This window comes from Litchfieldella xinjiangensis, from assembly GCF_000759345.1.
In the GTDB taxonomy this organism is placed as follows: Bacteria; Pseudomonadota; Gammaproteobacteria; order Pseudomonadales; family Halomonadaceae; genus Litchfieldella_A; species Litchfieldella_A xinjiangensis.
Map to the genome: position 1 here is coordinate 122,121 of NZ_JPZL01000004.1, position 26,164 is coordinate 148,284.

Below are 26,164 nucleotides of genomic sequence, written 5' to 3' on the forward strand. Positions count from 1 at the left end.
ATGGGCAACAAGCAGGTGAAGCCACTTAATTTTATTCGCCACAACCCTAAACACATGCACCATTAATATTATTTTTTTATCGCCTTCCTTTTTAGAGATGGGAACAGCTTCCTTACAAAGGGAAACACGACAAACAATGCGGTAATTCCCAACAATGTGCTAGCTATTGGACTATTGAAAAATATCGAGAAATCCCCTCGTGAAATATCCAGTGCCTGACGAAGGCTCGTTTCCAGTCTGGGTGTAAGCACAAAAGCCAACAGCAAGGGTGCTACTGGATACTTGGCGACATTCATGAAATAGGCCATTACCCCGGCTCCCAGCATAAACCAGACATCAAACATACTGTTATTGACACTGTAGGCGCCCACTACGCAGACAACCGCGATGACCGGAATCATGAATGCAGGAGGAACCCTCAGCAACTTAACCAAGAAAGGAATTATGGCCAATGCTGCCAGTACTGCCATAACGTTGCCCAAGTACATGGAAGAAATCAGCCCCCAAACAAAATCAGGACTATTCTGAAAGAGCATTGGGCCCGGCTGTACGCCCCACATCATCAAGCCTCCCAACAGGACGGCGGCAGTGCCGGACCCCGGAATGCCCAAGGAAAGTAAAGGGGCAAAGGAGCCGGCTGCTGCGGCATTGTTGCCTGCCTCCGAAGCTGCCACGCCTTCAATTTTTCCTGAACCAAGCTCATCACCTTTGCGCCCTACCTTCCTCTCCAGTACATATGCTAGGAAGGAACCAGTGGTGGCGCCAGCTCCAGGGAGAATGCCCACCAAATTACCTAACACACCAGAACGGATCGATACAGGAATAATCCGGCTAACCTCGCTTCTATTCAACAGACTTTCCCGAAGACCGATTTTTTTCATCAGTCCTGCAGCATCTACCCTGTTGACCATCATTTCTAACACTTGGCTAAACCCGAACATACCGATGACTAAGGGTATGAAAGAAATCCCATTCAATAAATACATAGAATCGAAGGTAAAGCGTGGTTGGCCAAAAGCTAAGCCAATGCCCACCATAGAGAGCATGATACCTACAAACGTCGAAATTAGACCCTTCTTCGGACTGTCACCGAGTAGCCAGCCAATGGAGCAGAGAGCAAGGACCACGAGTGCCGCGACTTCTGCTGGGCCAAACATCAAGCCAATCTTAGCAAGGGCTGCTCCCATGAAGGTGAGCATCACAATGCCGATGGTGCCGCCGATGAAAGATGAGATATTGGCAGTAAACAACGCCTTTCCGGCCTCGCCTTTCTTAGAAAGCGGGTAACCATCAAGGGCTGTTACAACCGCAGGTGCATCACCTGGTATATTGAGCATGATGGCACTGTAGGATCCTCCATACATGCAACCATAATACAGCGCCCCAAGCATGATGATGCCTGTGATAGGGTCCATCTGAAATGTCAGCGGTAGCAGCAAGGCAACACCGGTTACTGAACCAAGTCCGGGTATCGCGCCGATCATGATACCCAAACTTGCCCCGATAAGCGCAGCAAAGAGATTAGGCACTGTCAGAGAGGTGGCAAACCCCAACAGCAAAGACTGCAGGATATCCATAGAAGACTTCCCTTTATCGCATCAACTCAAGGAAAAAGCCCTGAGGGAATGGAACCTTCAGCCAAAGGGCAAACACGAGGTAAATTCCCGTTCCAGCACCTGCGCCGGTCAGGACAGCCTTATGCCAAGTTTTTCGCTCGATGACTAGAATCCACAGCACAATAAACAATGCCATAGCCAGCACCATGCCGACTAAGGGGATACTGGCTACTGTTATGGCCATCGCAACTGCTGGCCAAAGGCTTTTGGTTCCCACAGCCTTGGCTTTTACGGGAGAAAATAAGAACTCGTAAATTCCGAGAACGGCCGCACCAAGTCCTGCTACAACCGGGAAAAAGCCTGCTCCAGGACCATTATTAACCCATAGCCCGTACTTGAAGTACCCGAGCACCGCCCATGAAGCCCCCATTAGCACAATACCAATGGTGACTAGAGCCGGCAGCCAAGACAGGCCCTCTCTACCAGGAGACTTTTCAATGCTCATTCTTGTCTCTCCCTTCACAATGAAAGCCTCGTTGTACATACTAGGCTTATCAGACTTACGCTTGTAGCGAACACAATAGAAGCAGGGCGGCGACTTGGCTTAACTGCACCAGAACGCCGCCCAAGAGTTCACTCTATGATGCCGACCTCCTTGAATTTCTCGGTATACCGTTCCTTCTCATTACTATAAAATTCAGCACTTTCCTCTGCGTCCATGAAAGTGCCAATGAGGTTGTTTTGCTCAATGTAACCACTGGTCCATTGCTCACTTTCCGAGACCTTTTCCAGTACATCTTCCCAGAACGCTACGGCTTCCGCAGGCATATCGGGAGGACCGGCATAACCGCGGAAAATCATGAGTTGAATATCTTCGTAACCAAGCTCCGCGAAGGTTGGCACGTCATCGTAGGGGGCCTCCAGGCGCTCTTCCGCAAGGGCAGCAAGACTTCTAACCTGTGTCGGATCCATGCGTGAACCCAGCTTAAATACTGCCGCATCGATATGACCACCCAGCAAGGCTGAAGTCACTTCACCGGTGCCACCGAAGGGAACGTATTGAAAATCGGCCCCCAAACTGGAATTGAGCATGGCGAAGGCAAGATGGTCCTCCCCTCCTCGCCCGGCACCACCAATAGTGATGCTACCCGGATCCTGTTTTGCTTGCTCTACTAACTCATCGATATTTTCAATATCGCTATCTGCAGCGACACCCAAGAGTAGCGTATCAAGTGCCAGCGTACCGAGAGGGGTCAAGTCTTCCAGCTGAACATCGGCATCGTTCGTCACCATGCTCATCATCTGACCCCCATTGAAAGTCATGATGGTATGGGCATCCCCACTCTTGTTAAAAGTAAAACTGTTACCAACTGCTCCCGACCCACCCGGTCGGTTGTTGACCAAGATCGTCTGGTCGACCAAGTCATTCTGACGGATCGCTTCCACCAGCATGCGCGCATTGATATCGCTGCCTCCGCCGGCGCTATACGGCACAATGAATTCGACGTTTCGCTCTGGTTCCCACGCGCTTGCGCTGCCACTGAAAGCGGCCAAGCAAAGCGCACCTGACAATGCTGTTTTTCCTACCCATTTCATATTAGTCATTTTCTCACTCCGATTTGTAATTGTTACGCGGCATGCACAAATCCATGGCTGCGACGGGCATGGTCAGCACTGTCTACACAGACTCTTGCAGCTCACTCCTGCCAAAACCGCCAAGCCGAAAGCCTTGTAGGGCAGGCTTCGAAGCCATGATTCGTGTAATTCTGAACACATAATTCATTTTATCAACGAGAACTTTAGTCTCAACAACACTGTTAGGGCTTTGACTTCCTAACGAGAAGCATGATGCCGACCCATGCGACAGGCGATATCGAAGGCGTGTCGCATGGCCTCGACGTTCGCCCTTCCCTTCCCCGCGATATCGAAGGCGGTGCCATGGGCCGGGGTTGTGATGGGGATAGGTAGCCCGCCTTGTACGGTGACCCCGCGCTCGAACCCCATCAGCTTCAAGGCGATTTGCCCTTGGTCGTGATACATGGTCACGACACCATCGAATTCTCCATCCCGAGCGCGCCGAAAGATGGTGTCGGCGGGGAAAGGGCCCTGGGCTGCGTAACCGGCGTCTCGGCATGCGTCGATCGCCGGTGCAATAATGTCGATCTCTTCGCGGCCGCAGGTTCCTCCCTCGCCAGCGTGAGGATTAAGTGCCGCCACCCCTATACGTGGCTGCTCAATGCCGGCGGCAATCAAGGCATCATGAATTAACTGGGTGGCGCTGAGAATGCGCTCAGACGTCACGTGGGACGCCGCCTCAGCAAGCGGAATGTGTGAGGAGATGCGTGAGGTCCAAAGGTTGCCCAGGGTGTTAAATTCGCAGACGGGGGTCTCGACCTTTAAGTGGTCGACAAAGAAGTGGAGCTCGTCCTCGTGCTTCAGTCCACCCTGTTTCATAGATAGCTTGTTGAGTGGGGCGAAGCAGATCGCATCGACCTGTCCAGCACTAGCGCCATCCATGCACAGCTTCAGAACCTCCAGCACCGAGGTGCCACAAAGACCATTGATTCGGGCATATTCCACATCCTCCGGCTTGATGGTCGATGTCGGCAGGAGCACCGGGCCTGTCTGATCGCGCGCCTCTGCAAGGCTTGAGATTTCAGGAATTTCGTGGTGAATGCCGGCCACTCGTTGGCCCTCTTCCCATACCCAGCGGTCACCCACGACCACGATGTTGGCCTTGCCCACTACATCGCGTTGCTCCAGCAGTTTGGCCACCAGTTCCGGCCCAATGCCGGCCGGGTCGCCGAGCGTCAAGGCAATACAGGGCTGTGCTTGGGACATGTTGCGAATCTCCTCGATAGTGGGGTTCATTGTTCCTGCCAGGCTTGACCGTCGGGATAGACATGGCGGGCCAGCGACGCTGGGTGCATGGTGATGCTGTAGCCAGGTGCCATGGGTACCTGGTAGCGACCATTGCGAATCACGACCGGATTTTCGAAATGCTCGTGCAGATGATCAACGTATTCGAGGATACGTCCTTCGAGCGATCCCGAGACGGCGATATAGTCGAACATCGAAATATGCTGGACGTACTCGCAGAGACCGACGCCACCGGCATGTGGGCAGACAGGTACACCGAACTTGGCGGCCATCAAAAGCACCACGATGACCTCGTTGAGCCCCCCCAGACGGGCAGAATCAACCTGGCAGTAATCGATGGCCTCGGCTTGAAGCAATTGCTTGAACATGACCCGGTTATGGCAATGCTCGCCGGTGGCGACGCCGATCGACCCGAGGCGTTGTCGGATCGCGGCATGGCCCAAGATGTCGTCGGGGCTGGTGGGCTCCTCGATCCACATGGGGTCGAATTCCGCCAGACGGCGCATGTTGGCTATCGCTTCGTCAACATCCCACATCTGATTAGCGTCCATCATCAGCGGATGTTCCCAGCCGATCTCTTCTCTGAGAATCTGAGCACGTCGGCAATCCTCAGTGAGATCGCCGCCCACTTTCTGCTTGAAGTGAGTCCAGCCCTCCGCCAAGGCTTCGCGTGCGAGGCGGCGGACCTTGTCATCGGAGTAGCCGAGCCAGCCGGCCGAAGTGGTATAGGCGGGATAGCCATGCTCACGCATTTCTCGCTCTCGGGTGGCCTTCCCGGTGGCGTTGCGCCGGAGTATGGCTAATGCCTCTTGGGGTGTCAGGGCATCACTGACGAAGCGGAAGTCGAGGCAATTGACGAGTTGCTCGGGTGACATATCGACGAGCAGCTTCCATACCGGTTTCTGTTCCGATTTGGCCCAGAGGTCCCAGATAGCGTTGACGATGGCGGCGGTGGCCAGATGAATGGCACCCTTCTCGGGGCCGGTCCAGCGTAGTTGACTGTCGCCGCTGGTCAGGTGACGCCAGAAGATTCCCATGTCGGCGGTGATCTCCTCGAGACTTTGACCCTCGACCAGGTAAGCGAGCGATTCTACCGCCTTAACGCAAATCTCATTTCCACGACCGATTGTGAAGGTGAGCCCGTGCCCCACGAGTTCATCACCGGAGTCGGTGTGCAGAGTGACGTAGGTCGCCGAGTAGTCCGGAGCAGCATTCATCGCATCGGAGCCATCCAGAGACCTGGAGGTAGGGAAACGGATGTCCTGAACCTCCAGATGAGTAATGATGGTCATCGGCAATAGTCCTTATATTGTTGGTCTGGTAAGTTCTAGCCTAGCCCTCTCAAGCAATAACCTTCCAATCAAAATTTGTCGCTTACCGATCACCTGTGGTTATCATACTTTTACATCGATATGAGATCGTTTCGGATGATTGCGTTGGCAGGGAGACCCCATGGAAAACTTGACCTCTGCCAGCCTTAACAGCTGGCTGCGTTTCAAGCATTTGCAGTTGCTGGTGACCCTGGAGCAGAGCCGAAACATGCATGCGGCCGCCAGGCAGATGAATCTCAGTCAGCCAGCGGCGAGCAAGATGCTGCGTGACCTGGAAAGCTATTTCGGCTTCTCGATCTTCGAACGTCAGCCCCGAGCCATGGTTACGACCGACCTTGGAAAGGCCGTGGTGAGGCATGCGGAACGCCTGTTGAACGAGGCCCAGCGGCTTGTGGACGATGTAAAAATTTTACGCGAAGGTGGGTACGGTCATCTGATGATCGGTGCGATTCCCGCGGCGGCTCCCGAGATTCTGCCTGCTGCCATCGCGACGCTTAAGCAACGGCGGCCGAGGCTCTCGGTAAGTATCGATGAGCAGAGCAGCGATCGCCTGCTCTTAGCGCTTGAGTATAAACGTCTTGACTTGGTCATTGGCCGCTTGACGCATGTCAGCCAACACAACCTTTTCAACTTCGAGCCACTTCTCGAGGAGCCATTGCGCGTTGTTGCGCGCCGGGATCATCCACTATCGGACGCCAATGCTGTGACACTCGATGGGCTGAGCAGCTGGCCATGGATTCTTCATCCCTTAACCAGTCCCATGCGAGGGGTTTTCGAGGAGGCCCTTGCTGAAGCCGGGATTTCATCTCCTGCGAACACGGTTGAAACAACCTCAACACAGTCCATTCTGCAATTGCTGCTGGCCTCCGATATGCTCGCCATACTCCCGCGCTCGGTATTGCGCAGGCCGCTGGCCAGCGGCCAGTACGTCACGCTACCGATCACCGTCGGTAAGCCCCTGGATTATTACGGCATCATCACCCGCAAGCATGAACCTCATTCTCCAGCGGCAGCCGAATTGATTGATGAGCTGAGGCAGCAAGTCCAGTTGGCGTTCGTCCACTGACGCTGCCTAGCGTTATCGGATCTTACTTTTGCGCGTTGTTTGTCAGAATGCTTACGAGCTCCGGGACTGTCGCATGGGCATGCCCCGAAGACTCGGCGTCTTCCAGAACTTGGTAAATTCCCGCGGCGGCGTTCTGTGTCGCGTTAGTATCTTTAGCCATAGCCAGATAATAGCCCAGGTCCTTGTGCGCATTTGCGATGCTGAAGCGAAAGCCACTGTCGTCCCGTGAAAGAATGTAGGGTCGCAAGCGCTCCAGGACAGTCCCTGCGCCACCGCCTTGGGCCAATACGTCGATCAGTACTTCGGCCTCGATACCGCCTTGTTCGGCACACGCTGCTGCTTCCGCCAGCACCGTGGAAAAGCCGATCGAGACGAAGTTATGCAGTAGCTTCAGTTTATGCCCCGAGCCCACCGGCCCAGCATGAGTGATATTTTCGGCATAACTCTGCAGCAGAGGGAGCTGGGCTTCGAAGAGTTCACGGTCCCCCCCAACGATCAGATTGAGCCGTCCCTCAGCGGCTTCCTTGGGGGTCCGTGTCATCGGAGCATCCAGGAAACGACCACCTGCCGCTTCCACGGCCTTGGCAATCCGCAGGGTGGAGCTAGGTATCGCCGTCGAACAATCGATTACGACCATCCCTGTGCGAAGTCCCTCCAGGACGCCGCCATCACTGAACAGGACGTCTTCGACCTGAGGGGTGCCAGTTACGCAGAGAATGATTACGTCGGAGTGAGAGGCGAGTTCCGCCCCGCTGGAGTAAGCGGTCGCACCCTTGGCGATTAGTTTATCGACCGGTTGGTTTCCGGGATGTTCCAAGAAGTTCAGGGGCCAATCGTGCCGCTGCAGACTGCTGGCGATGCCATGCCCCATCAATCCGACGCCGACCATGCCGACTCGTTGTTGCTTACTCATATGCTATGTCCTGTGTCGTTTGCACGGTCGGAGTTCAAAGACCACCCATGCAGAGATACTTAATCTCGATATAGTCATCAATGCCATACTTTGACCCTTCACGACCGATACCGGACTCCTTGACCCCGCCGAAAGGCGCCAACTCGCTTGAGATAATTCCCTCGTTGATGCCCACGATGCCGCACTCCAGGGCTTCCGCTACGCGCCAGACGCGCCCCACGTCACGGGTATAGAAGTAGCTGGCCAATCCCAGCGTGGTATCGTTGGCCTGGCGGATCACGTCGTCTTCGTCGGTGAAACGCAACAATGGGGCCACCGGGCCAAATGTTTCATCATGCATGAGCATTGAATCGGAGGAGACGTTTGTGAGAATTGTCGGCTGGAAGAAATTACCTTGAAGCTCGTGGCGTTTTCCGCCCAGGTACACGCTGGCGCCCTTGGCTATTGCATCCTCAATATGCTGCTCCACCTTTTCGACGGCCGCCGGGTTAATCAATGGCCCTAATGAGACACCGTCCTCAAGGCCGCTGCCCACCTTTTGTGCACTGACAGCAGTAGCTAGCCGGTCGGTAAAGTCGTCGTAGATCTTATCGTGAACAAAAATGCGGTTCGCGCAGACACAGGTCTGGCCGGTATTGCGAAACTTGGAGGCCATAACCCCCGCCACCGCCTGGTCGAGGTCAGCATCTTCGAAGATGATGAAGGGTGCATTGCCACCCAATTCCATCGAGACCTTCTTGACGGTCTTCGCGCACTCGCCGAGTAGTATCTTTCCGACCTCGGTGGAGCCGGTGAAGGAGAGCTTGCGAACGCGTGGGTTGGCGGTCAGCTCACCTCCCACAACACTGGCGCTCCCCGTCACAACATTCAGCACGCCCCTCGGAACGCCGGCCCGCTCGGCGAGTTCGGCTAACGCCAAGGCCGAGTAGGGGGTGCTCGAAGCGGGCTTGACAATCACAGTGCAACCAGCCGCCATAGCCGCGGCCGCCTTGCGGGTTATCATGGCGTTGGGGAAATTCCATGGGGTAATGGCCGCTACCACGCCGACCGGTTCCTTAGTAACGACAATGCGACGATCTTTAGCGTGGGCCGGGATGACATCGCCATAAACGCGCTTGGCCTCTTCGCCAAACCATTCGATAAAAGAGGCACCGTAGGCGATTTCTCCACGTGCCTCCTGGAGCGGCTTGCCCTGTTCCAGGGTCAGTATCTGAGCTAGATCCTCTTGATGCTCCATGCATAGGTCGAACCAGCGACGGAGAATCGAGGCGCGCTCTTTGGCTGTCTTGGCTTTCCACAAGGGAAGCGCACGGTCTGCGGCATCGATGGCTGCGCTGACCTCGTCCTTGCTCAGCTTGGGTACGGTTCCCAATCGGTCGTTGGTGGCCGGGTTGGTGACCTCAATCGTGGCCTTATCCTCGGCATCCGCCCAGCATCCATCGATATAACAGTGTTGCCTGAAAAGAGTAGGATCATTCAGGTTCATTGCACTTCCCTAGTCGTAATCTTATTGGGTGATTCGGCATGTGTTGCTCAACCGCGGGCGCAATGTTGGCCGCGCTCTTGGTCGTCCTTGTGCCTTTCTGAGGCAACCCTTTCCCTGCTGTCGGACATTGGCCGAGGGGGGTAAAGAAGCTTTAATATGAATTATGTATTCATTGTTATACATGCCACTTTAGTCGATTGTAGGCTTGGTCCCTTCTGTCCATGAGGGGAAGCAGGTCGTTACCGCCTGTTCCTCAAGCCAACAACGGTGATACATGTTGCGCTCACATACGGGTAAAGCGTGGTTGAAGTGCAGGTCAGTCTGCCCTTGCAAGATTGGCTGCGGTAGTCAGAGTGGTAGGGGCACGACGAAAGTACAACACACAAAAAATGAATTATGTGTTCATAATGTATAGTGGAAAAGGAAGTACTCGATAGCTTTCGTGTCCAGCCAGGACGATCATCAGGGGACGAAGTAAATACGAAAGCCCGACCGTAGCACGCTCTGTGCATGACATAGCTCAGAGACGAACGATAACAAAATCAGCCTTAACGGCACGTCAATAAAGAGAGGTACAAAATGTTTCTCAAGAAAAAGCTCGCTCTGACAATTGCCACATTAGCAGTTAGCTTCACTACCGTTTCAGTATCGGCCGAAACACTGCGCTATGCTCATGTTGGTTCGGAAGGTGATTCGCAGACACGTTATGCATCAGAAGCGTCAGCTGCTATCGAGGAGGCCACCAATGGAGAGATAACGATCGACCTGTTCCCGGCAAGCCAGCTTGGTGGGGTGGCTGAAATGGTTGACGGCGTGTCACTTGGCTCGATCTCTATGGCGCATCACGAATTTGCCTCACTGGCCCAGATCGTTCCCGATATCGCCGTATTTAATGCCCCTTTCATTTATCGTGACGCGGAGCATGCGCTAAAAGCCACGGACCCCCAGTCACCTGTCGTCAGTGAGATGAATGAGAAGCTGATCGAAGAAGGTGACTTACGTATCATCGGCCGGATGTACCGCGGGGCACGTCACATTACCGCCAATTTCCCTGTTCACTCCCCCGCCGATCTGGAGGGCAAGCCCTTCCGCGCTGTGCCGCTCGACATATGGATTTCCATGGTCAACGGATTCGGTGCCGACCCGACGCCCGTGGAAGTCTCTGAACTTCCGACCTCATTGATGACCGGACTTGTGGTGGGACAGGAGAATCCTCTGACCATGCTCATGTCCAATAGTCTTTATGAAGTGCAGTCCCATGTTTCAATGACCGGGCATATGCACTCCATACTGGCCGTTTTCATCAATGAGGACACATGGCAGTCCCTGGATGAAGGCCATCAGGAAACCATCACACGGATACTCGAGGAGAAAGCCCAGGAATCCCTCCAATGGGCACAAGAGCGCGAGGAAAAGCTTGTCGACGAGCTGACTGAAAAGGGCATGACCTTCATTACCGAGGAGAACGGCCTCGATCTGGACGCCTTCCGTGAACAGGTCCTTGCACAAATCAATGAAGACTACCCCAACTTCGAACCCTATATCGAACAAATCTCGGAAATAAAGTAATAGTTTGGCAGCAAGGGCCAGCGGCCCTTGCTGCCACTACCTACTACATAGGGTTGCAAGCATGAGCACCGGAAAAAGACTTTTAGAAGTTTTCTGCCTAGCCTTGCTGGCAGGTATGATACTCATTCCTTTCATGCAGGTTATCACTCGTTCAGTATTCGGCTTTTCCATTCCTGGAGCGGGAGAACTCACTCGTTTCTTACTCATTTGCTTAGTCTTCTCCTCTTACCCTCTAGCCATATCGAGTGGTGAAAACATCGAGATGGCCGAGCTACGCGAAGCGTTGCCGAAAAAATTGAAGACACCGCTCTACAAGATTATTGCCCTGCTATCCATCATTGCATGCTTGTTCATTGCTTATGCTGCATTCATCACGGTGCAGGCAAACCTAAACAAGGCGACCCCCGTACTGAAAATTCCCTACTGGATATTCTTCAGCACCACTTTCCTAGGCTTCGTCGGAGCAGCCTTCATGCATTATCGTCAGGGATTAAAGTCTCCTCGCCCTAAACACAGCATTGGCACATAGGAAAAAAATAATGGGCTACATGATACTGGCTTTTTTTATAGTATTTTTCTTGCTCGGATTCCCTGTCGTTTATGCCATCCTCATCCCTTCCGTGCTCTATGTTCTCATCGAAGGGTTTCCGGTGGGGCTTCTCGGTCAGCGCATCACCTATTCTCTCGATAGTTTTCCATTGGTTGCCGTGCCCATCTTCATATTTGTCGGGAACTTAATGAACCAGTCCGGTATCACCGAGAGAATTTTCCATTTCGCCAATACACTGGTTGGTAGGGCCCCAGGGGGACTGGCACAGGTAAACATCTTCTCGAGCCTGATATTCTCGGGCATGTCAGGTGCATCACTTGCCGATGTGGGAGGGCTGGGCAAGATAGAAATCGAAGCCATGAAGAAGCGGGGTTACGGGGCTCCTTTCTCCGCGGCGGTCACGGCTTCATCGGCCGTCGTGGGGCCGATATTTCCCCCCAGCATTCCGTTGATAGTCTATGGGTCCGTCACGAGCGTCTCTATCGTGCAGCTGCTTCTGGCCGGGATCGTTCCGGCCCTGATCTGCACGGCACTGCTCATGATCACCGCAGCCATTCTGGCCATAAAACATGACATGCCTCGCGCTCCGAGACTACCCACGATCAGGGAACTGTATCAGTCGTTCTTACCCGCCCTGCCGGCGCTTCTAGCCCCCGGGTTAATGATCTCGGGCATGCTGTTGGGCCTGTTTACCCCGACGGAAGCCGCGGCTGTTACCGCTGCCTATGTGTTGCTGGTCAGCTCACTTTTCTATAGGGAGCTGACTTGGTCACATTTGATAAGCTCGATGATGGCCACGTTGAAGACGACAAGCGCGATCCTGATCATCGTGGCCGCAGCCTCGATGTTTGGCTGGATCTTGTCCGTCGAGCAGATTCCCCAGCAGTTTGCTGCATTCATACTGCAGATATCCCAAGATCCACTTATGCTGCTGCTCATCGCGAACCTGATATTTTTTGTCGCCGGCATCTTCCTTGATTCGACCACTGCGACCCTGTTGATCGTGCCTATCGTAGCGCCCCCCATGGTACTTGCGGGCGTCGACCCGGTACATCTGGGCATCGTTGCGATCTTTAATCTGATGATCGGGTTGCTGACTCCACCCATGGGCCTGTCCTTGTTCCTCGTATCATCGATCGCCCAGGTTTCATTGCGTCAGCTCTTGAAAGCGCTGATGCCTTTTTACATCCCCCTGCTGTTCACTCTGGGCATCATTACGTTCGCAACAGATCTAGTGCTATGGCTGCCAGGCTTCCTGCGCTAAATCGCGTAGCTTCAACCATGGCTATCTTTGCAAGAAGGAGTAGTGAAATGACAAACAAGCCAATTATCGGTTTCATCGGCCTCGGCAAGATGGGGGCAGGCTTCACCTCGCGCCTCGTCGAGAGTGGCTATTCGGTTATCGGCTACGACATTGATGATGCCTGTTGCCAGGCCGCCAAGGCCAACGGAATAGACATTGCCGAGTCGCCAGCCAAGGTCGCCGAGCGTGCCGATATAATCCAAGTATGCGTAATTTCCACGACTGCGGTAGAGGCGGTTGTCCTTGGTGAGGGTGGTATCGCCGAGGTCAACCAAGGCCAGGGCAAGATCGTGATCGACCACTCCACGACAGAACTCGAGACCACCAAGCGCATAGCACAGACTTTGCTGGAGCGAAGCGGTATACAATTTGTCGACGCGCCAGTATCCGGTGGTCCCGGCGCCGCAGCCGAGGGACGCCTGGCCATCATGGCCGGTGGTGACCAGGCCACCATTGACGCGATCCAACCGCTGATGGCGACCCTTGGGCAATTTACCCGGATGGGCGATGTCGGGGCCGGGCAAGCCACCAAGCTGATCAATCAGGCACTGGTACTCTCCAACTACTGTGTAATCGCCGAAGCGTGTAACCTAGGTAACCGTTTCGGTATCGATGTCAGCAAGATCCCCGCCGCCCTCTCTTCAGGCTATGCTGGCAGCAATCTGCTCAATGACCTTCTACCTCGCATGGTCGAGCATGACTTCGAACCGCGTGGCTACGCCCGCCAGATTCTCAAGGACCTGCATATGTTGCAGGATGCCGCTAACGCCTTGAACGTGTCCATGCCCATGGCGGGTACCGCCAACTCGCTCTACAGCATGCTGGTCACCCAGGGAAAGGGAGAGCTGGATGGCGCCGCCGTCGTGTCGCTTCTGGAGGGTGCTAGCCCGGAGCGCTCCTCATGACGTCGCTGCCCATCATCGACGCACACCAGCACTTCTGGGACCTGGAGCGCAACTACCTGCCATGGCTCTGTGACGAGCCGATGATTCCGTTTCGTTATGGCGATTACCACGCCATTCGTCGCAACTACTTACCCGAAGATTACCGCCGCGATACGGGGAGTTATCGAGTGGTCGGGTCGGTCTTCATCGAGACGGAGTGGGACCCCGCAACGCCTGTGCAGGAGACCCGCTGGGTCCATGAGCTAGCCGAACGAGAGGGACTGCCCAGCGTGATGGTGGCCCAGGCACGCCTCGACCAGCCGGATGTCGCGGATGTGCTAGCAGAGCACAGCACCTATCCACGGGTGCGCGGCATTCGCCATAAGCCTCGCGCCGCGCCATCGCCCAACGAGGTGAAGACCGGCGTCCCAGGATCTATGAGTGACCCGAACTGGCGACGCGGCTTCGCTCGGCTGGCCGATCATGACCTCTCTTTTGACCTGCAGAGCCCATGGTGGCACTTTCACGAAGCGGCTGACCTCGCCGCGAGCCATCCGGACATCCAGATAATCATAAACCACACAGGACTACCCGCTGACCGTAGCGAGGAGGGATTGCGAGGATGGCGACAAGCCATGACGGTAGTGGCCCAGCAACCTAATGTAGCGGTGAAGATATCCGGCATCGGCGTTCCCGATTCCTCCTGGACGGTAGAACAGAATCGACGCGTCGTGCTTGAGACGATCGACTGTTTCGGCGTGGAACGCTGCATGTTTGCCAGCAATTTCCCTGTCGATAGCCTGGTTGGTTCCTTCGCTACCATCTTCGATGGTTTCATGACCATCACTGAGTCTTTCAGCGAGGCGGAAAGGCTGAAGCTATTTCACGATAATGCCCGAGATTTCTACCGCATTGACCTACCGACAGCCGGCTGAGCCCATGGCAGAAATCAAAAGGCGTATGGGGCTTACTACCTGTCGTTGCGCACCTTGCCGATCGCGACGCGACCGGCAAGGTCTTGATTTACTCGGCCATTTCCTCCAATGCCGACATCTCCACCTTGTTCCGTAGATGACGGCGGAGAACCCCACCGAGGGTAGCGCCGTCGCGGGCACGTAGCGCCTCGACCATAGACTCATGTTCACTAACCGCTTGCGACCAATAATCGTTGCTAAGCTCGGCAGTGAAACGCACCCGTCTCACGCGATGGTTGAGGTTCTTGTAGACATCGATGAGAACGTCGTTCTGTGAGGCAACCACAATGGCCTCATGGATCTGCTGATTCGCTAACAGATACTCCGGCATATTGCCACTTTTATAATGAGACAGCATCTGGTAATGAAGTGCCTCAATGTTAGTCAGCTCTGCTTCAGTGATTCGTTGTCCAGCCAGCTCGCCAGCTAGAGCCTCGAGGCTTTGCATTACCTCAAAAGTATTCTTGAGTGTGGCTTTAGTTAGCTTGGCTACCCGTGCGCCACGATTCGGCAAGAGCTCAACAAAGCCTTCATGAGCCAGAACCTTGAGAGCCTCTCTCAGTGGAGTTCGTGAAACCCCGAACTGTTCACATAATGCTTTCTCTGGAACACGGCTGCCAGGAGCCAGGGTTCCTTGGGCAATCATATTACGAATCCGCTCGGCAACCTCGCCATGCAAGGTATTCTGCCTAATTTTGTCCATAAGAAAACACCCAAATTCCGATAAGGCTAACGTTGATAAACATAAGCAACGGTTTAGTCGAAAGCATAGCAATGCATAATTATGAATTCAGCTCAGGTTTCAGTCAATCCTAGTCACGGTAACATTTCTCATTATCATGTGCATAAGGATGCAGATGGGATAAATTACTAGGAGGTCATTTCGAAAAATCACACCGACGCCGATCCGATTAAAGTTCACATCTGCATGATAGAGAGGAGTCATCCGGCTCCGCCATTCCCTGCCCGCTGGATACAAACGCTTCCCGGCTCGGGTAGCGGTTGCCTCTTGAGCGGCATCGCCACATCACAGGCCTGCAGGCTTCGCCTCACGCAGGTCGACGGCTGAACATTAATTGTTCAAGATTATAATCACTTTAGCTATACGGCCATTAAATTCAGAATGGAGATCGTGGCCCAGCGTTTGATCAACGAGCCGAAGACTGCGATGCCTTCATCGGCGTCGTATATTCAGGGGAGCTTAAGCCAGCGCCGGGAAGCGGAGCCTTGGCTTTTCAACTGCATCCTGGCTCGAGCCGTGTGACCAATCAAGCTGATACCCTTGTTACACATGACCGGGCTGTATCGGGCGAAGACACCTTAGAGCTAGTCTACGAGCTGGTTATCCCGTCCGAGCAGTTCACCCAAGCTGGTCGCTATGGGGCGAACCTCTCTATCCAGGTGGGACTGAATCGCCCCGGGTATTCTAAACAGCCATTAGCCAGAAACCGGTACTATTATCATGAATTTCGCACCCACCACCTGAGCCAACAAAACTCATCTTGATGGGCGTACTTTATACTAAAAAACGATCATTTTATCATTGCCGCGTGATTTTTAACTCTACAAAATCAAGACGTGATCAACATTTTCTGACCACTTTTCATTAATAACTTAACAAGTTTTTTTTCGAAAAATATTTAACGCAAGATGATCAAAAAGCTGAGGCCGCCCTACCTGGCCACCTTTCAGCACAATCGGAAGGTCTTTTTTGTTTTCGAATTCTGCCCTGCATAAAGACACGCCCCGGTCGATATCACCCAAGTAGGCGATACAGTGCGGCTGAAGCGCTCGGCTGATGGCGCTTGAGGTATCGCCGCCGGCGATGATAAGCGCCCCAACCCGTGAATTCGAAACAATCGTGCTTATCAGCGCCGCCGATTTCTGTGCCAGCTCACGTGGCGTGCCTGTGGAAGAGCTGGCATCGATATATAAGAGTACGTTCTTACCGGCCTGTAGTGCCATGATAGGTGCTTTGATGATGTCGTCTAGATCATCGTCTGCTGTGATCTGGGTGGGAGTAAGTGGGAAAACTTCAAATTCTTGCGCCTGCCGAACCTGCTCGGCGCTGACAGAGGAGCGGCTGCCAACAAAAGCCAGCACAGGGCCGTTTGGCAGCATGGACTGTGATTTACGATGCTCCCCCGTGCCAGCTACCGCTTCGGCCACGCTACTGGGACCTGCACAGAGGATGGGACTATTCGTTCGTAGAAGATCCCCTACTCGCGAAACATTCTGTTGGTCGATGGCGTCAAACAGCGTCACGCCTGACAGGCTATGCTGGCCCTCATCGCCTGGTTGTTTCAGCGCAACGTAATCGACGAGCGTGGGCGGCTCCCCTCCCAGCGACATGAAATGCCGTGCGAGATCGCTTTCAGTCATTGGCGTCACTGGGTGGTCCTTCATGACGGGATGCCTATCAATGCGATATACCGGCCCATCCGCTGCGCGCGCAAAGAGATGGCCAAAAGCGCAATACCGGCCCAGGCTTGGCTGCCCTCCAATAATGGCTTGTCTCCGAATACCGACGGCACGGCTCAAATGTTGCATGGCAAGCGCGAAATTACCCGTGCCCGGTGCGCTATCAAAAGTGGAGCAGGTCTTGTAATGAATGAATTCGGGCTGATGCGGCACGAGCTGCTGACCGATCCCTGTCATTAGCTCGGCTATTTCGTCGTTTCCTAGCGCTCGGGCTTCAGTGGCGATACCAAAGGCATCAAGATCCACGACCTCGTCGAGGCTGGGAACATGCAGAAACAGACGAACCACAAGCCCTGCACGGGCCAGCGTGGCCAATGTATCCGTTGCCCCAGTGAAATCGTCGGCAATGAAAATATATTTTTCCAAAGCAGCCACCTCAGTAGCTCCCGAAAGTTTTCATTGCATTGGCGAGCGCTGGTGAATGAGCGGCGCGTTGCATTAGATCCTCGCCTGATATCACCGACGTCCAAGCCGCGTGCAAACTATCCACTCCTGCTCTGGGGCCATCCGGGTGAGCAAGAATGCCTCCCCCGGCCAGGAACAAGAAATGATTACTCCTCTCGATAGCGTCGTAGGTCTGGCCCAGCGTTCCTGCCCACTGTCCAGAGGAGAATACCGGCATGACGCGATCGTCTTCAGCGCCCAAGGGAGACAGACAGTGGCGTGCCGCCTCAGTTACTTCGCCAGAGGCGTCAGCGAACTTGCCGCCCATCCCATGAACATGTAAATGGTCAGCGCCCGTGAGACGGTAGAGCGTCTGCCAGGCAGAGAAGGCGATGCCATGATCGGGATGGCGTCCAAATGCACCGGAACCGTTGCGATGCCCATGAATACAGAGCGGGGTATGCTGACGTAGCGATTGCATCGCTGAAAGGCCGCACCAATTAAGGGACGCCATGACGCAACTACCACCTTGGGCGAGGACATGGTCGGCATGCCGGCGCATCGCATCCAATTCATCGGTGATGTTGAAGGCGACCATCACCTCCTTCCCCGTCCGTTCACGATGGTTACGCACCACTCGCATGACAGCGCTCACCCGTTCGCTCAACGGCGCGCAACTTGGGTTCGCCACGATCTCATCGTCTTTGATAAAATCCGCCCCGGCCTCACACAGTGTTTTCACCAACTGCGCGATTTCGTCCGGTTTCATCCCGATATTTGGCTTGATAATCGTGCCGAAAAGCGGCCGGTCGAATACATCAGTAACGCGGCGTGTCCCCACAACACCCAGGGCAGGATGGGAGAAGCGCGCCCGATACTCGGGACGTAACTCGACACTGAGCAACCGAAGTGCGGTGACCTCGCCCAAGTCGAAAAGATTCCCGGCGACCACCGTGGCGAGCGTGGGGAGGTTAGCCCCTACATTTTCCTCGGGATACGCAATCTCGACCTGAGCCAGGCGCCACGGGCCTTGCACTCCCTTGCGCTCCAGGTAAGCGCTGGCCAGTGTCGGCCGGTCACGTTCCTCGACCACCGTCACGCTGCGTACCCGAGCACCGTGCTGCTCACGCAGCGCATTGGTTTCGCCGGGAACCCGCACGAAGGTGCCAGCGCTTTGCTCGCCAGCCATCATCGCAGCGACCTTCTCTGGATCCAGGGGCGATTCAAGCAGGTAGCGTGCGATGATCACGGCTTATTCTCCCGTCAGTGAGGGGAAAGGACGTACAGGGTCACGCCCATCCCAGCCGATGCTCGCCTCACGAATCATCTCGAACATGCGACCCTTGGGACCCACCACCTCGGATAGCTCAATCACTGTCCCAGGATGGGCTTCTCGATCGAAGTAGACGAAACGTCCATTCGCGCCAACGTTTCCTTCCATTTGGACTCGGAAGCCCAGTTCCAGCATTCTCGCCAAGTCGGCATCAAATGTTTTCGTCCAGTACGCCACATGCTGAAGCCCCATATTCCCGGCCTGCATAAAGTCGCGATACATGGACGGCGCATCATTACGGGTCTGGATCAGCTCAACCTGGATGAAGCCGGAATTGGCCAGAGCCACGGAATTTTCAACCACAAACGGTTCGCCGTTGTAATGGTAGCCCTCGATAGGTACACGCGGGTTGTAGAAGAATGGGCCGACGCCCATCACTTCGGACCAATGCTCCATCGCTTCCTCAATATCAGGCACGACATAACCCAGCTGACGGATCTCTCCTAGAAATCTGCTCATGACTACCTCATTGCATGATTAGGTTCGGCAACCATGTGGAAAGCCCCGGGAATAGGGTCACCACAATGAGCGCCACGAAAAGCGGTACATAAAACGGCAACACACCTCGGACTACCTCACCGAACTCCATACGCGTGATGATGGAGACCATATAAAGGCTCATGCCAATGGGGGGAGTCAGGAGGCCAATCATCAGGTTCAGGACAAACACGACCCCCAGCTGCTCGGCCGGGACCCCAGCCATGAGCAAGGTTGGCGCGACGATAGGCGCAATAATCAGGATGGCAGCGATCGATTCAAGGAACATTCCTGCCATCAGCAGTAGCACATTAAGAATCAACAAAAGCATCAAGGGGTCCGTCGAGACGCCCAGAAGCCATTGCCCGGCCATCGCGGGTACGCCTCCAATGGTCAATACCCAAGCAAAGAGCGCGGCAGTACCCACAATGAATAAAATATTGGCGCTGGCCTCGACACTCTCTCTGGCGGCAGTAAAAAAGCTCTGCGTCGTCAGGGTCCGATAGAAAACGATGCCGATGATGAGCGAATACACCACGATCGCGCCTGCTACCTCTGTGGGGCCTAACACGCCACTTAAAAGCCCGAGAATCATTAGTACCGGCGCGAGGAGCGCAGGGAGTGAGATGGTTAACTTGCGGCTGAATTCCGGTAGCGTAGGCCGATGGCTATCACGCGGAAGATTGCCCATACGCGCCATGATGGCGATCTGCACCATGAGTGCAGCGGTCACGATCAGCGCCGGCAGGACGCCTGCCAACAGCGCTCGAACGGCGGACACCTCGGCAGCACTGGCAAAGATGATCAGGGGGATCGAGGGAGGAAAGATCGGCCCGATGGTGGCGGCCGCGATCGTGGTACCGGCAGCGAAGCGCTTAAGGTAGCCCTGCTCTACCATCATCTTGATCTGTATTCCACCCAACGCGCCGATATCCGCCAGCGCGGCGCCGGACATTCCCGAGAAAATGAGACTGACCAACACGTTTACTTGCGCGACCCCGCCTCGGAGACGCCCGACGATCATGCGTGTCAGTTCGAATAGATGGTTAGTCACACCCGTAGCGCTCAGCAGGGCCGCAGCAAATATGAACAGCGGCACTGCCAGAAGCGGCGTGGAATCGAGCGCATTCACGCTGCGCTGTGCCACCACGGTAAAAGGCAAGTCATGCACAAGAATCGTGATTGCCGAGGATAATCCCAGGCAGACGGCAATCGGGAAGCCAAGGATGAGCCCGACAGCGAAAAGACACAGGAGGGTAAGCGTCATGATGGCTCTGTCCCCCTTAGTAGAGAAAATAATCGTGTGATAGCGATGAGGCCGAGCAGCGCAATACCGATGATGGCCGGCATGTAGAAGATCAGATTGGGCAATTCCAAGGCCGGTGTTTTAAAGCGTGCAGCACGTTCAAGAAATTTGAAAAAGGCAACCAAGCTGAGGCCAGCGAAGATTGCCACCGCTAATTCCGAGAGCGCTAACGCAGCGGTGCGCCAGCGCCCTCTCAGCCTGCTGGGAAGTAACTCGACCGCAATATGTGTACCTTGGTTGAGCAGGTAAGGAATGGTGAGGTAGACGAGCGCGATGCCAAACCACCGCGCCAGTTCATCCGCCCAGTGAAGACCGATAGAAAAGACATTACGCATCACCACCTGACCGGCCACCAACAGCGCAATGGCTATCAAGAGCAATACCGAGAGCCACAGCCCACCTCGCGCTAAAGCGCTCAGTGCCGCGTGCCCCGATGCAAGTCGACTAGTGTTGGGCATAATGACGTCTCCTCGACCCCGACTGGATTACTCGACCGCTTCCACTTCGGAGTAGAACTCACCGTACTGATCGGCGAATCCTTCCATCACACGGTCTTCGACGGAGAAACGAAAAGCGTCGACATCCAATCCTTCATCAGGGCCGATGATGGTCATCCCCATTTCGCGCAGCTTATCCGTATCTTCGCGTTCCGACTCAAGCACATACTTGGTCGCCCTTTCGCGCACCTCATCGGCGGCCTGACGCAGTGCGTCTTTATGCTCGTCAGAAAGACCCTGCCAGGTTCCTTCGTTAATCATCACCATTTCGGCAGCGATGATGTGGCCGGTTTCCATCATATGACTCTGCACTTCGTACAGCTTATGAGCCACTGCCACGTTGACCGGATTCTCCTGCCCCGCCACGACACCAGTAGCCAGAGCTGTAGGTACTTCTGACCAGTCGACGGGCACCGGCACAGCGCCGAGGCCTTCAACCGCGGCCATATAAATTGGGAACGGGATGGAACGGATCTTGACCCCATCCAAATCATCGGGGTGCTTCACCTCCCGATCTGCAGTCAGGTTTCGCGAGCCGAAGTAGAAGCCGTACAGGATCCGAACACCAGCCGCATCGATCAACTCCTCATTGAGCCTCTGCATGACCGGGGAGGAGGTGTCCACGACAGCCATGAGGTGGTCTACATCACGGTAGAGGTATGGGGTATCGAAGGCAGCAAACGGCGGGTGAAGCGAGCCAATCGCTCCAGCGGTGTTGTGGGAGAGTGCAATCGAGCCCGTAGAAACACCTTCGGCCAGTTCCTGAAGCTTGCCGAGCTGGGATGAGGGGAATACCTGCACGCCTATTTGGCCTTCAGAATTCTTCTCAATGGCTTCGGCAAGCCACTCAGCCTGCAAACCAGCGATCGAGTTGGGGGCATTCATATGCCCATAGCGCAGCGTGATGTCCTGAGCATGTGCCCCTCCGACCAGGCTAACAGCCAGTGCGAGACCGGTGAGAGAGCGGCGTAGCGTAGCTTTTTTACCGGGAGCGTTCATCATTGTTATCTCCTCTTTTATGATGTGTTTTGATGGAAAGTGGTACAAACTCCTATCAAAACCCTACTTCTGGGAGCTTAAGAGGATGAACCATGAAGGTACAGAAAATAATCATGATGTTTTTTGATGGCTTCTGAACGACGGCGGACCCTGCCTACCGTCTCCGACGTCGCGCGACGGGCCGGAACATCCACGGCCACAGTGGATCGTGTGCTCAATCGCCGCTCACCCGTGCGAGAGAGCACCTTGCGGCAGGTCCTGGATGCTGCGCTCGCGCTGGGTTATATCGATGCGAGCCAGGTTGAAGCATTACGCGGCCCCGAGCCGATCAAGTTAGCGCTTCTCCTGCCCCGCGGCACCAACCCCTACCTGGCATTGGTCAATCAGCGGGCGCGTGCTTTCGTCGAACGCAACCACCTCAACGCACGGGTAAAAAGCTTCTTCATTGATGGCTTCGATCCTGACGAACTGGCCCACTCCATTCGCAAGTTTGGTAAAGGAGCGGATGGCGTCATATTCATGGCCATTGACCATCCTACGGTGAGGGTGGCTATCGATGAACTCGTCACTGCCGGGAAGAAGGCGATTACCCTCATCTCCGATATCTCCTCGTCTCGGCGGCACGCTTATGTGGGGATCGACAACTTTGCCGCCGGGCGCACCGCAGCGATGCTCATTGGCAGGTTTTCAGGCCATGGTCCCGGACAGGTTGCCCTTATCGCCGCGAGCCGCATCTATAGGGCGCACCTAGAACGGGAAGTCGGTTTCCTCGGGCTCATTGAAGAGAGGTTCCCCAACATCACAGTGAGTGCAACACGTGAAGGCCACGACGATCGCACGGAGAACTATCAACACACCAAAAAGTTACTCGAAGGTCACCCCGACATCATCGGAATCTACAATGTCGGTGGTTCTTCCGATGGGATAGGACGGGCGCTACGAGAAAGCGGACGTGCTCAAGACATCACCTTCATCGGTCATGGACTCACCTCGGATACCCGGGCCATGCTGGCCGACGGGACCATGGACGCAGTCATCACCCAAGACCCAGACCGGCTCTTCGAAGCTTCAGTGAATGCCGCGATGGACAAGGAGACTCGCCCCATCGCCATGGAACTCTATCTAGCTGAGAACTTGCCCCAAGAGTGACGAAATTTTTTGGCAGCGCATTTTGAGATGACGTTCCAAGGCGCCCTTGTCGAACATTCTCGTAGGCGCCATCCAACGATGGGGGATTAGTTCATCTGCCAGGCTTTCAGGATCAGGCATGTACGCGACATTCCTGGTTGGCTTCTTGAACGAGTCGGTTGAGATATCAAAGCGTTCTGACAGCTCACAGACTTGGGGCAATTCAGCTCTCAACGCCCTTTAAGGGTTGCCGAAACCACAGACTGAGCGCCAAGTCCTAGGGGGACCCTGCCACCATGAGGCTAGTCAGCCAATACTTGTCAATGGCTCGAACTGTTACATTGGGCCTTATGCACCGAGAATCGAGCTAAGATACAGTTTATCGAATCGGCGAAGGCCACCTATCTCGTGGCCGTGTTATGTCAAGTCGTGCGGGTCAGCCGGAGCGATTTTTATGCCTGGCAACGACACGGCCCTAATGATTACCGTCAGGCCCTGATCCACGAGTTCAGAGAGATGCATCGCCAGAGCAGCCTACGGCCCCCCCTTGTCGGGGAATATCACCGCAAGTTGCGCAATCGCTCATGTATAAACGCAGTAATCGATACGCGTCAGAAGCTCGCCAACCATCCCAACCCCCACCGGAGTCGTCAAGCAATCGACAGGAGCCTGTCCATTCAACCCTAATGCCGGGGTAACCAACCAGCGCTCGGCCGACGTACGATCACCGAAGACAGATTCCGCATGGGCCAGTAGCTGGGCAAACTGCCATGCACAGCCGCTTTGAGCCGTCGATAACGGCTCAGCATTACGAATATGCTGTTGCAGCGTACTGTGCGTCATACCAAGAATCCTGGCCAGCCGCGCCTGATCTCGAAACATGTCCAATTGTCTCAGTTGGCGCAACACATCGGCGGGCAGACCTTTCTCAAGTAGCGCATGAATCTCCCACTCGCTGAGGTAACGTTGAGACAAGTGACCAAATAGTAGACGTAGTGGGCCTTCAGAGTCTTGCATCATCGTAGGCTCGCCCCAGATGCTAGTTTCCTATAGTTTAGCTCACCTCGGTGGTAGGCATCGTTTGCCAAGCCCTACAATTGACTTTCCATTTCACACGTTCAAGCGTCTCACGTGCGGCTTTGTGCAGCAGCATGATGTCGATACCCGCGGCGATGAAGTCGAAACACAACGACGCATCGTAGCGAGCGTCGGCGGCATCAGTGGCGAGGATTCCCACCGCCTTGCCCGTTGCCTTGACCTGCTGGATAACCGTATCGATGCTGGCCCGGACCATCCGGGTGAGCCGGGTTGACGGGATGCCCGAGTACATCGGGCAAGCCGTAAGGCCCAATGAATAGCGCATCAACGCCCTCTACGGCAGCGATTGCCTCGATATTATCCAGCGCGGACCATGACTCTATCTGCACGATCAAGCACAGCTCACGGTGCACCTGGCCCAGGTAATCCTCGACGGTGCCTCAGCGCGTGGCCCGAATCAAACCAATCTGTCTCAACTTTCTCCCGATCAGCTCCGCCACCTGGCGGCAACGTTGATGGCGCAGGTGGAGGAAAAGTATCGGGCGCTGGCCCAGAGCCAAGAAACGCTACGCCACACCGAGCAGGTCAACCAAAAGCTGACCTATGAACTGCGCTGCTCAAACGCCACGCCTTCGGAAAGCGCAGTGAACAGCTCAACGTCCTGCAGATCAGCTTGCTGGACGAGGTGGTGGATGCCGATATCGCTGCCATCGAGGCCGAGCTGGAAGCACTCACACCCTCGGCGACGCTGCCCGCCGCCAAGCAAAAGCCCAAATGTCAGCCTTTGCCCGACGACCTGCCACGCGTCGAGATCCGACACGAACCCGACAGCGAGCACTGCGCATGCGGCTGCCAGCGGCGCCGCATCGGAGAAGAGATCAGCGAGAAGCTCGATTACACGCCAGGTGTGTTTACCGTCGAGCGGCATATCCGCGGCATGTGGGTCTGTGACGTGTGCGAGACGATGACGCAGGCACCGATGCCGGCCCAGGTGATCGACAAGGGCATCCCCACCTCGGGATTGCTGACCCAGGTGATGACCGCCAAGTATGCCGGCCATCAGCCGCTCAACCGCCAGGCCCAGATCTTTGCCCGCGCCGGCGTGGAGATCCCGCGCCCCACCCTGGCGGAGTGGATCGGCATCTGCGGGGTGCGACTGCAGCCACTGGTCGATGCCCTGCGTGACACCCTGCTCACCGAACCGATACTGCATGCCGACGAAACGCCAGTGCCTATGCTAGCCCCGGGCAAGAAGAAGACCCATAAGGCCTACCTCTGGGCCTATGCCTCTACGCCCTACGCCGGATTAAAGGCGGCGATCTATGACTTCGCGCCTGGCCGCGGCGGCCAACATGCGCGTGACTTCCTCGGCAAGTGGAAGGGCAAGCTAGTCTGCGACGATTACGGCGGCTACAAGCAGAGCTTTGCCAACGGCGTCACCGAGATTGGCTGCATGGCCCATGCGCGACGCAAGTTCGTCGACCTGCACGTGGCCGGGAAGAGCCAGACTGCCGAGCAGGCCATCGATCTGATCGGCCAGCTCTACCATATAGAGCGCGAGGCGCAGCCGCTGAGCGCGGAAGAACGCCAACAGCGACGTGACACCCGAGCGAGGCCTATCGCTGACACGCTGTACCGATGGATGCTGGCTCACCGCGAGAGGGTGCCCAACGGCTCAGCAACGGCGAAAGCGTTGGACTACAGCCTGAAGCGTTAGACGGCACTGACACGCTACCTCGACGATGGCGAGTTGCCGATCGACAACAACCGGGTCGAGAACCTGATTCGCCCCTGGGCGCTGGGCCGCTCGAACTGGCTGTTTGCCGGCTCACTGCGCAGCGGCCAGCGCGCCGCCAACATCATGAGCCTGATCCAATCTGCCAAGCTAAACGGTCATGAGCCGCATGCCTACCTGAAAGACGTGCTGGCTCGGCTGCCGACGCAGAAGGCCAGCCAGATCCAAGAACTCCTACCTCAGCACTGGAAACCGCTCGACTGATCACTAGCAA

Annotated in this window: 23 protein-coding genes and 1 pseudogene; 8 read left to right on the plus strand and 16 right to left on the minus strand. The window is 55.3% G+C overall.

Annotated features, from left to right (window positions below; translation table 11 throughout):
- Positions 1-68: 68 nt before the first annotated feature.
- From JH15_RS15345 to JH15_RS15365, 5 genes are all read right to left on the minus strand, one after another.
- Positions 69-1,577 (minus strand): tripartite tricarboxylate transporter permease, encoded by a 1,509-nt coding sequence (locus tag JH15_RS15345; RefSeq protein ID WP_043531955.1) that lies wholly within the window; start codon positions 1,575-1,577, stop codon positions 69-71.
- 13 nt (positions 1,578-1,590) lie between these two features.
- Positions 1,591-2,061: a tripartite tricarboxylate transporter TctB family protein gene (locus tag JH15_RS15350; protein ID WP_043531958.1), complete on the minus strand. Its 471-nt coding sequence runs from the start codon at positions 2,059-2,061 to the stop codon at positions 1,591-1,593.
- A gap of 128 nt (positions 2,062-2,189) precedes the next feature.
- Positions 2,190-3,161, minus strand: coding sequence for a Bug family tripartite tricarboxylate transporter substrate binding protein (locus JH15_RS15355; RefSeq protein WP_043531959.1), 972 nt, complete (start codon positions 3,159-3,161; stop codon positions 2,190-2,192).
- 228 nt (positions 3,162-3,389) lie between these two features.
- Positions 3,390-4,397 carry a 4-hydroxythreonine-4-phosphate dehydrogenase PdxA gene (locus JH15_RS15360; RefSeq protein ID WP_043532542.1) on the minus strand — a complete coding sequence of 336 codons (1,008 nt, stop codon included), beginning with the start codon at positions 4,395-4,397 and terminating at the stop codon, positions 3,390-3,392.
- A 26-nt stretch (positions 4,398-4,423) separates the two neighbouring features.
- A complete protein-coding gene (locus JH15_RS15365) occupies positions 4,424-5,728 on the minus strand; it encodes an L-fuconate dehydratase (RefSeq protein ID WP_043531960.1) in 1,305 nt (434 codons plus the stop codon).
- Positions 5,729-5,888: 160 nt separating this feature from the next.
- Here JH15_RS15365 and JH15_RS15370 point away from each other — a divergent pair, with 160 nt between their 5' ends.
- Positions 5,889-6,833 carry a LysR family transcriptional regulator gene (locus tag JH15_RS15370; protein WP_043531962.1) on the plus strand — a complete coding sequence of 315 codons (945 nt, stop codon included), beginning with the start codon at positions 5,889-5,891 and terminating at the stop codon, positions 6,831-6,833.
- Between the two features lie 22 nt (positions 6,834-6,855).
- Here JH15_RS15370 and JH15_RS15375 read toward each other — a convergent pair whose 3' ends face one another.
- Positions 6,856-7,746: an NAD(P)-dependent oxidoreductase gene (locus JH15_RS15375; protein ID WP_043531964.1), complete on the minus strand. Its 891-nt coding sequence runs from the start codon at positions 7,744-7,746 to the stop codon at positions 6,856-6,858.
- A gap of 34 nt (positions 7,747-7,780) precedes the next feature.
- The gene (locus JH15_RS15380) at positions 7,781-9,232 is read right to left on the minus strand and encodes an NAD-dependent succinate-semialdehyde dehydrogenase (RefSeq protein ID WP_043531966.1); all 1,452 of its coding nucleotides are present in this window, start codon (positions 9,230-9,232) and stop codon (positions 7,781-7,783) included.
- A 579-nt stretch (positions 9,233-9,811) separates the two neighbouring features.
- On the opposite strand from JH15_RS15380, the gene JH15_RS15385 reads away from it, so the two are divergent.
- The 5 genes from JH15_RS15385 (at position 9,812) to JH15_RS15405 (ending at position 14,473) form a co-directional block, all read left to right on the plus strand.
- Positions 9,812-10,801, plus strand: coding sequence for a TRAP transporter substrate-binding protein (locus JH15_RS15385; RefSeq protein ID WP_052384167.1), 990 nt, complete (start codon positions 9,812-9,814; stop codon positions 10,799-10,801).
- Positions 10,802-10,862: 61 nt separating this feature from the next.
- Entirely contained in the window at positions 10,863-11,330 is a 468-nt protein-coding gene (locus tag JH15_RS15390; RefSeq protein ID WP_043531968.1) for a TRAP transporter small permease, read from the plus strand.
- A gap of 10 nt (positions 11,331-11,340) precedes the next feature.
- Positions 11,341-12,615 carry a TRAP transporter large permease gene (locus tag JH15_RS15395; protein WP_043531970.1) on the plus strand — a complete coding sequence of 425 codons (1,275 nt, stop codon included), beginning with the start codon at positions 11,341-11,343 and terminating at the stop codon, positions 12,613-12,615.
- A gap of 47 nt (positions 12,616-12,662) precedes the next feature.
- Positions 12,663-13,559 (plus strand): NAD(P)-dependent oxidoreductase, encoded by an 897-nt coding sequence (locus JH15_RS15400; RefSeq protein ID WP_043531971.1) that lies wholly within the window; start codon positions 12,663-12,665, stop codon positions 13,557-13,559.
- Positions 13,556-14,473 carry an amidohydrolase family protein gene (locus JH15_RS15405; protein ID WP_043531972.1) on the plus strand — a complete coding sequence of 306 codons (918 nt, stop codon included), beginning with the start codon at positions 13,556-13,558 and terminating at the stop codon, positions 14,471-14,473. Before JH15_RS15400 ends, JH15_RS15405 begins: the two co-directional genes overlap by 4 nt.
- Before the next feature lie 88 nt (positions 14,474-14,561).
- On the opposite strand, the gene JH15_RS15410 is transcribed toward JH15_RS15405, so the two are convergent.
- The 7 genes from JH15_RS15410 to JH15_RS15440 all read right to left on the minus strand — a co-directional run bounded on the left by JH15_RS15410 (position 14,562) and on the right by JH15_RS15440 (position 21,992).
- Positions 14,562-15,215, minus strand: a complete 654-nt coding sequence (locus JH15_RS15410; RefSeq protein WP_043531974.1) for a GntR family transcriptional regulator — start codon at positions 15,213-15,215, stop codon at positions 14,562-14,564.
- A gap of 911 nt (positions 15,216-16,126) precedes the next feature.
- Positions 16,127-17,368, minus strand: coding sequence for a four-carbon acid sugar kinase family protein (locus JH15_RS15415; protein ID WP_052384168.1), 1,242 nt, complete (start codon positions 17,366-17,368; stop codon positions 16,127-16,129).
- A gap of 1 nt (position 17,369) precedes the next feature.
- On the minus strand, positions 17,370-18,626 hold the full coding sequence (locus JH15_RS15420; protein WP_043531977.1) for a RuBisCO large subunit C-terminal-like domain-containing protein: 1,257 nt from the start codon (positions 18,624-18,626) through the stop codon (positions 17,370-17,372).
- A 3-nt stretch (positions 18,627-18,629) separates the two neighbouring features.
- Positions 18,630-19,169: a VOC family protein gene (locus tag JH15_RS15425; protein ID WP_043531979.1), complete on the minus strand. Its 540-nt coding sequence runs from the start codon at positions 19,167-19,169 to the stop codon at positions 18,630-18,632.
- A gap of 7 nt (positions 19,170-19,176) precedes the next feature.
- Entirely contained in the window at positions 19,177-20,454 is a 1,278-nt protein-coding gene (locus JH15_RS15430) for a TRAP transporter large permease (RefSeq protein WP_043531981.1), read from the minus strand.
- Positions 20,451-20,951, minus strand: coding sequence for a TRAP transporter small permease (locus JH15_RS15435; RefSeq protein ID WP_043531984.1), 501 nt, complete (start codon positions 20,949-20,951; stop codon positions 20,451-20,453). The genes JH15_RS15430 and JH15_RS15435 overlap by 4 nt, the downstream gene beginning before the upstream one ends.
- A gap of 27 nt (positions 20,952-20,978) precedes the next feature.
- Entirely contained in the window at positions 20,979-21,992 is a 1,014-nt protein-coding gene (locus JH15_RS15440) for a TRAP transporter substrate-binding protein (RefSeq protein WP_043531986.1), read from the minus strand.
- A 123-nt stretch (positions 21,993-22,115) separates the two neighbouring features.
- Between JH15_RS15440 and JH15_RS15445 the strand changes: the two genes are divergently transcribed.
- Complete coding sequence (locus tag JH15_RS15445) at positions 22,116-23,138, plus strand: LacI family DNA-binding transcriptional regulator (RefSeq protein WP_043531988.1); 1,023 nt, start codon at positions 22,116-22,118, stop codon at positions 23,136-23,138.
- 561 nt (positions 23,139-23,699) lie between these two features.
- Here JH15_RS15445 and parS read toward each other — a convergent pair.
- Together parS and JH15_RS18670 are read right to left on the minus strand one after the other, a co-directional pair.
- A complete protein-coding gene (parS, locus tag JH15_RS15450) occupies positions 23,700-24,137 on the minus strand; it encodes a type II RES/Xre toxin-antitoxin system antitoxin (protein ID WP_043531990.1) in 438 nt (145 codons plus the stop codon).
- Between the two features lie 197 nt (positions 24,138-24,334).
- Positions 24,335-24,568, minus strand: a complete 234-nt coding sequence (locus tag JH15_RS18670; protein WP_422730567.1) for an aldolase/citrate lyase family protein — start codon at positions 24,566-24,568, stop codon at positions 24,335-24,337.
- Positions 24,569-24,670: 102 nt separating this feature from the next.
- Between JH15_RS18670 and tnpC the strand changes: the two are divergent.
- Positions 24,671-26,154, plus strand: a pseudogene (tnpC, locus tag JH15_RS17885) (IS66 family transposase).
- Positions 26,155-26,164 lie beyond the last annotated feature (10 nt).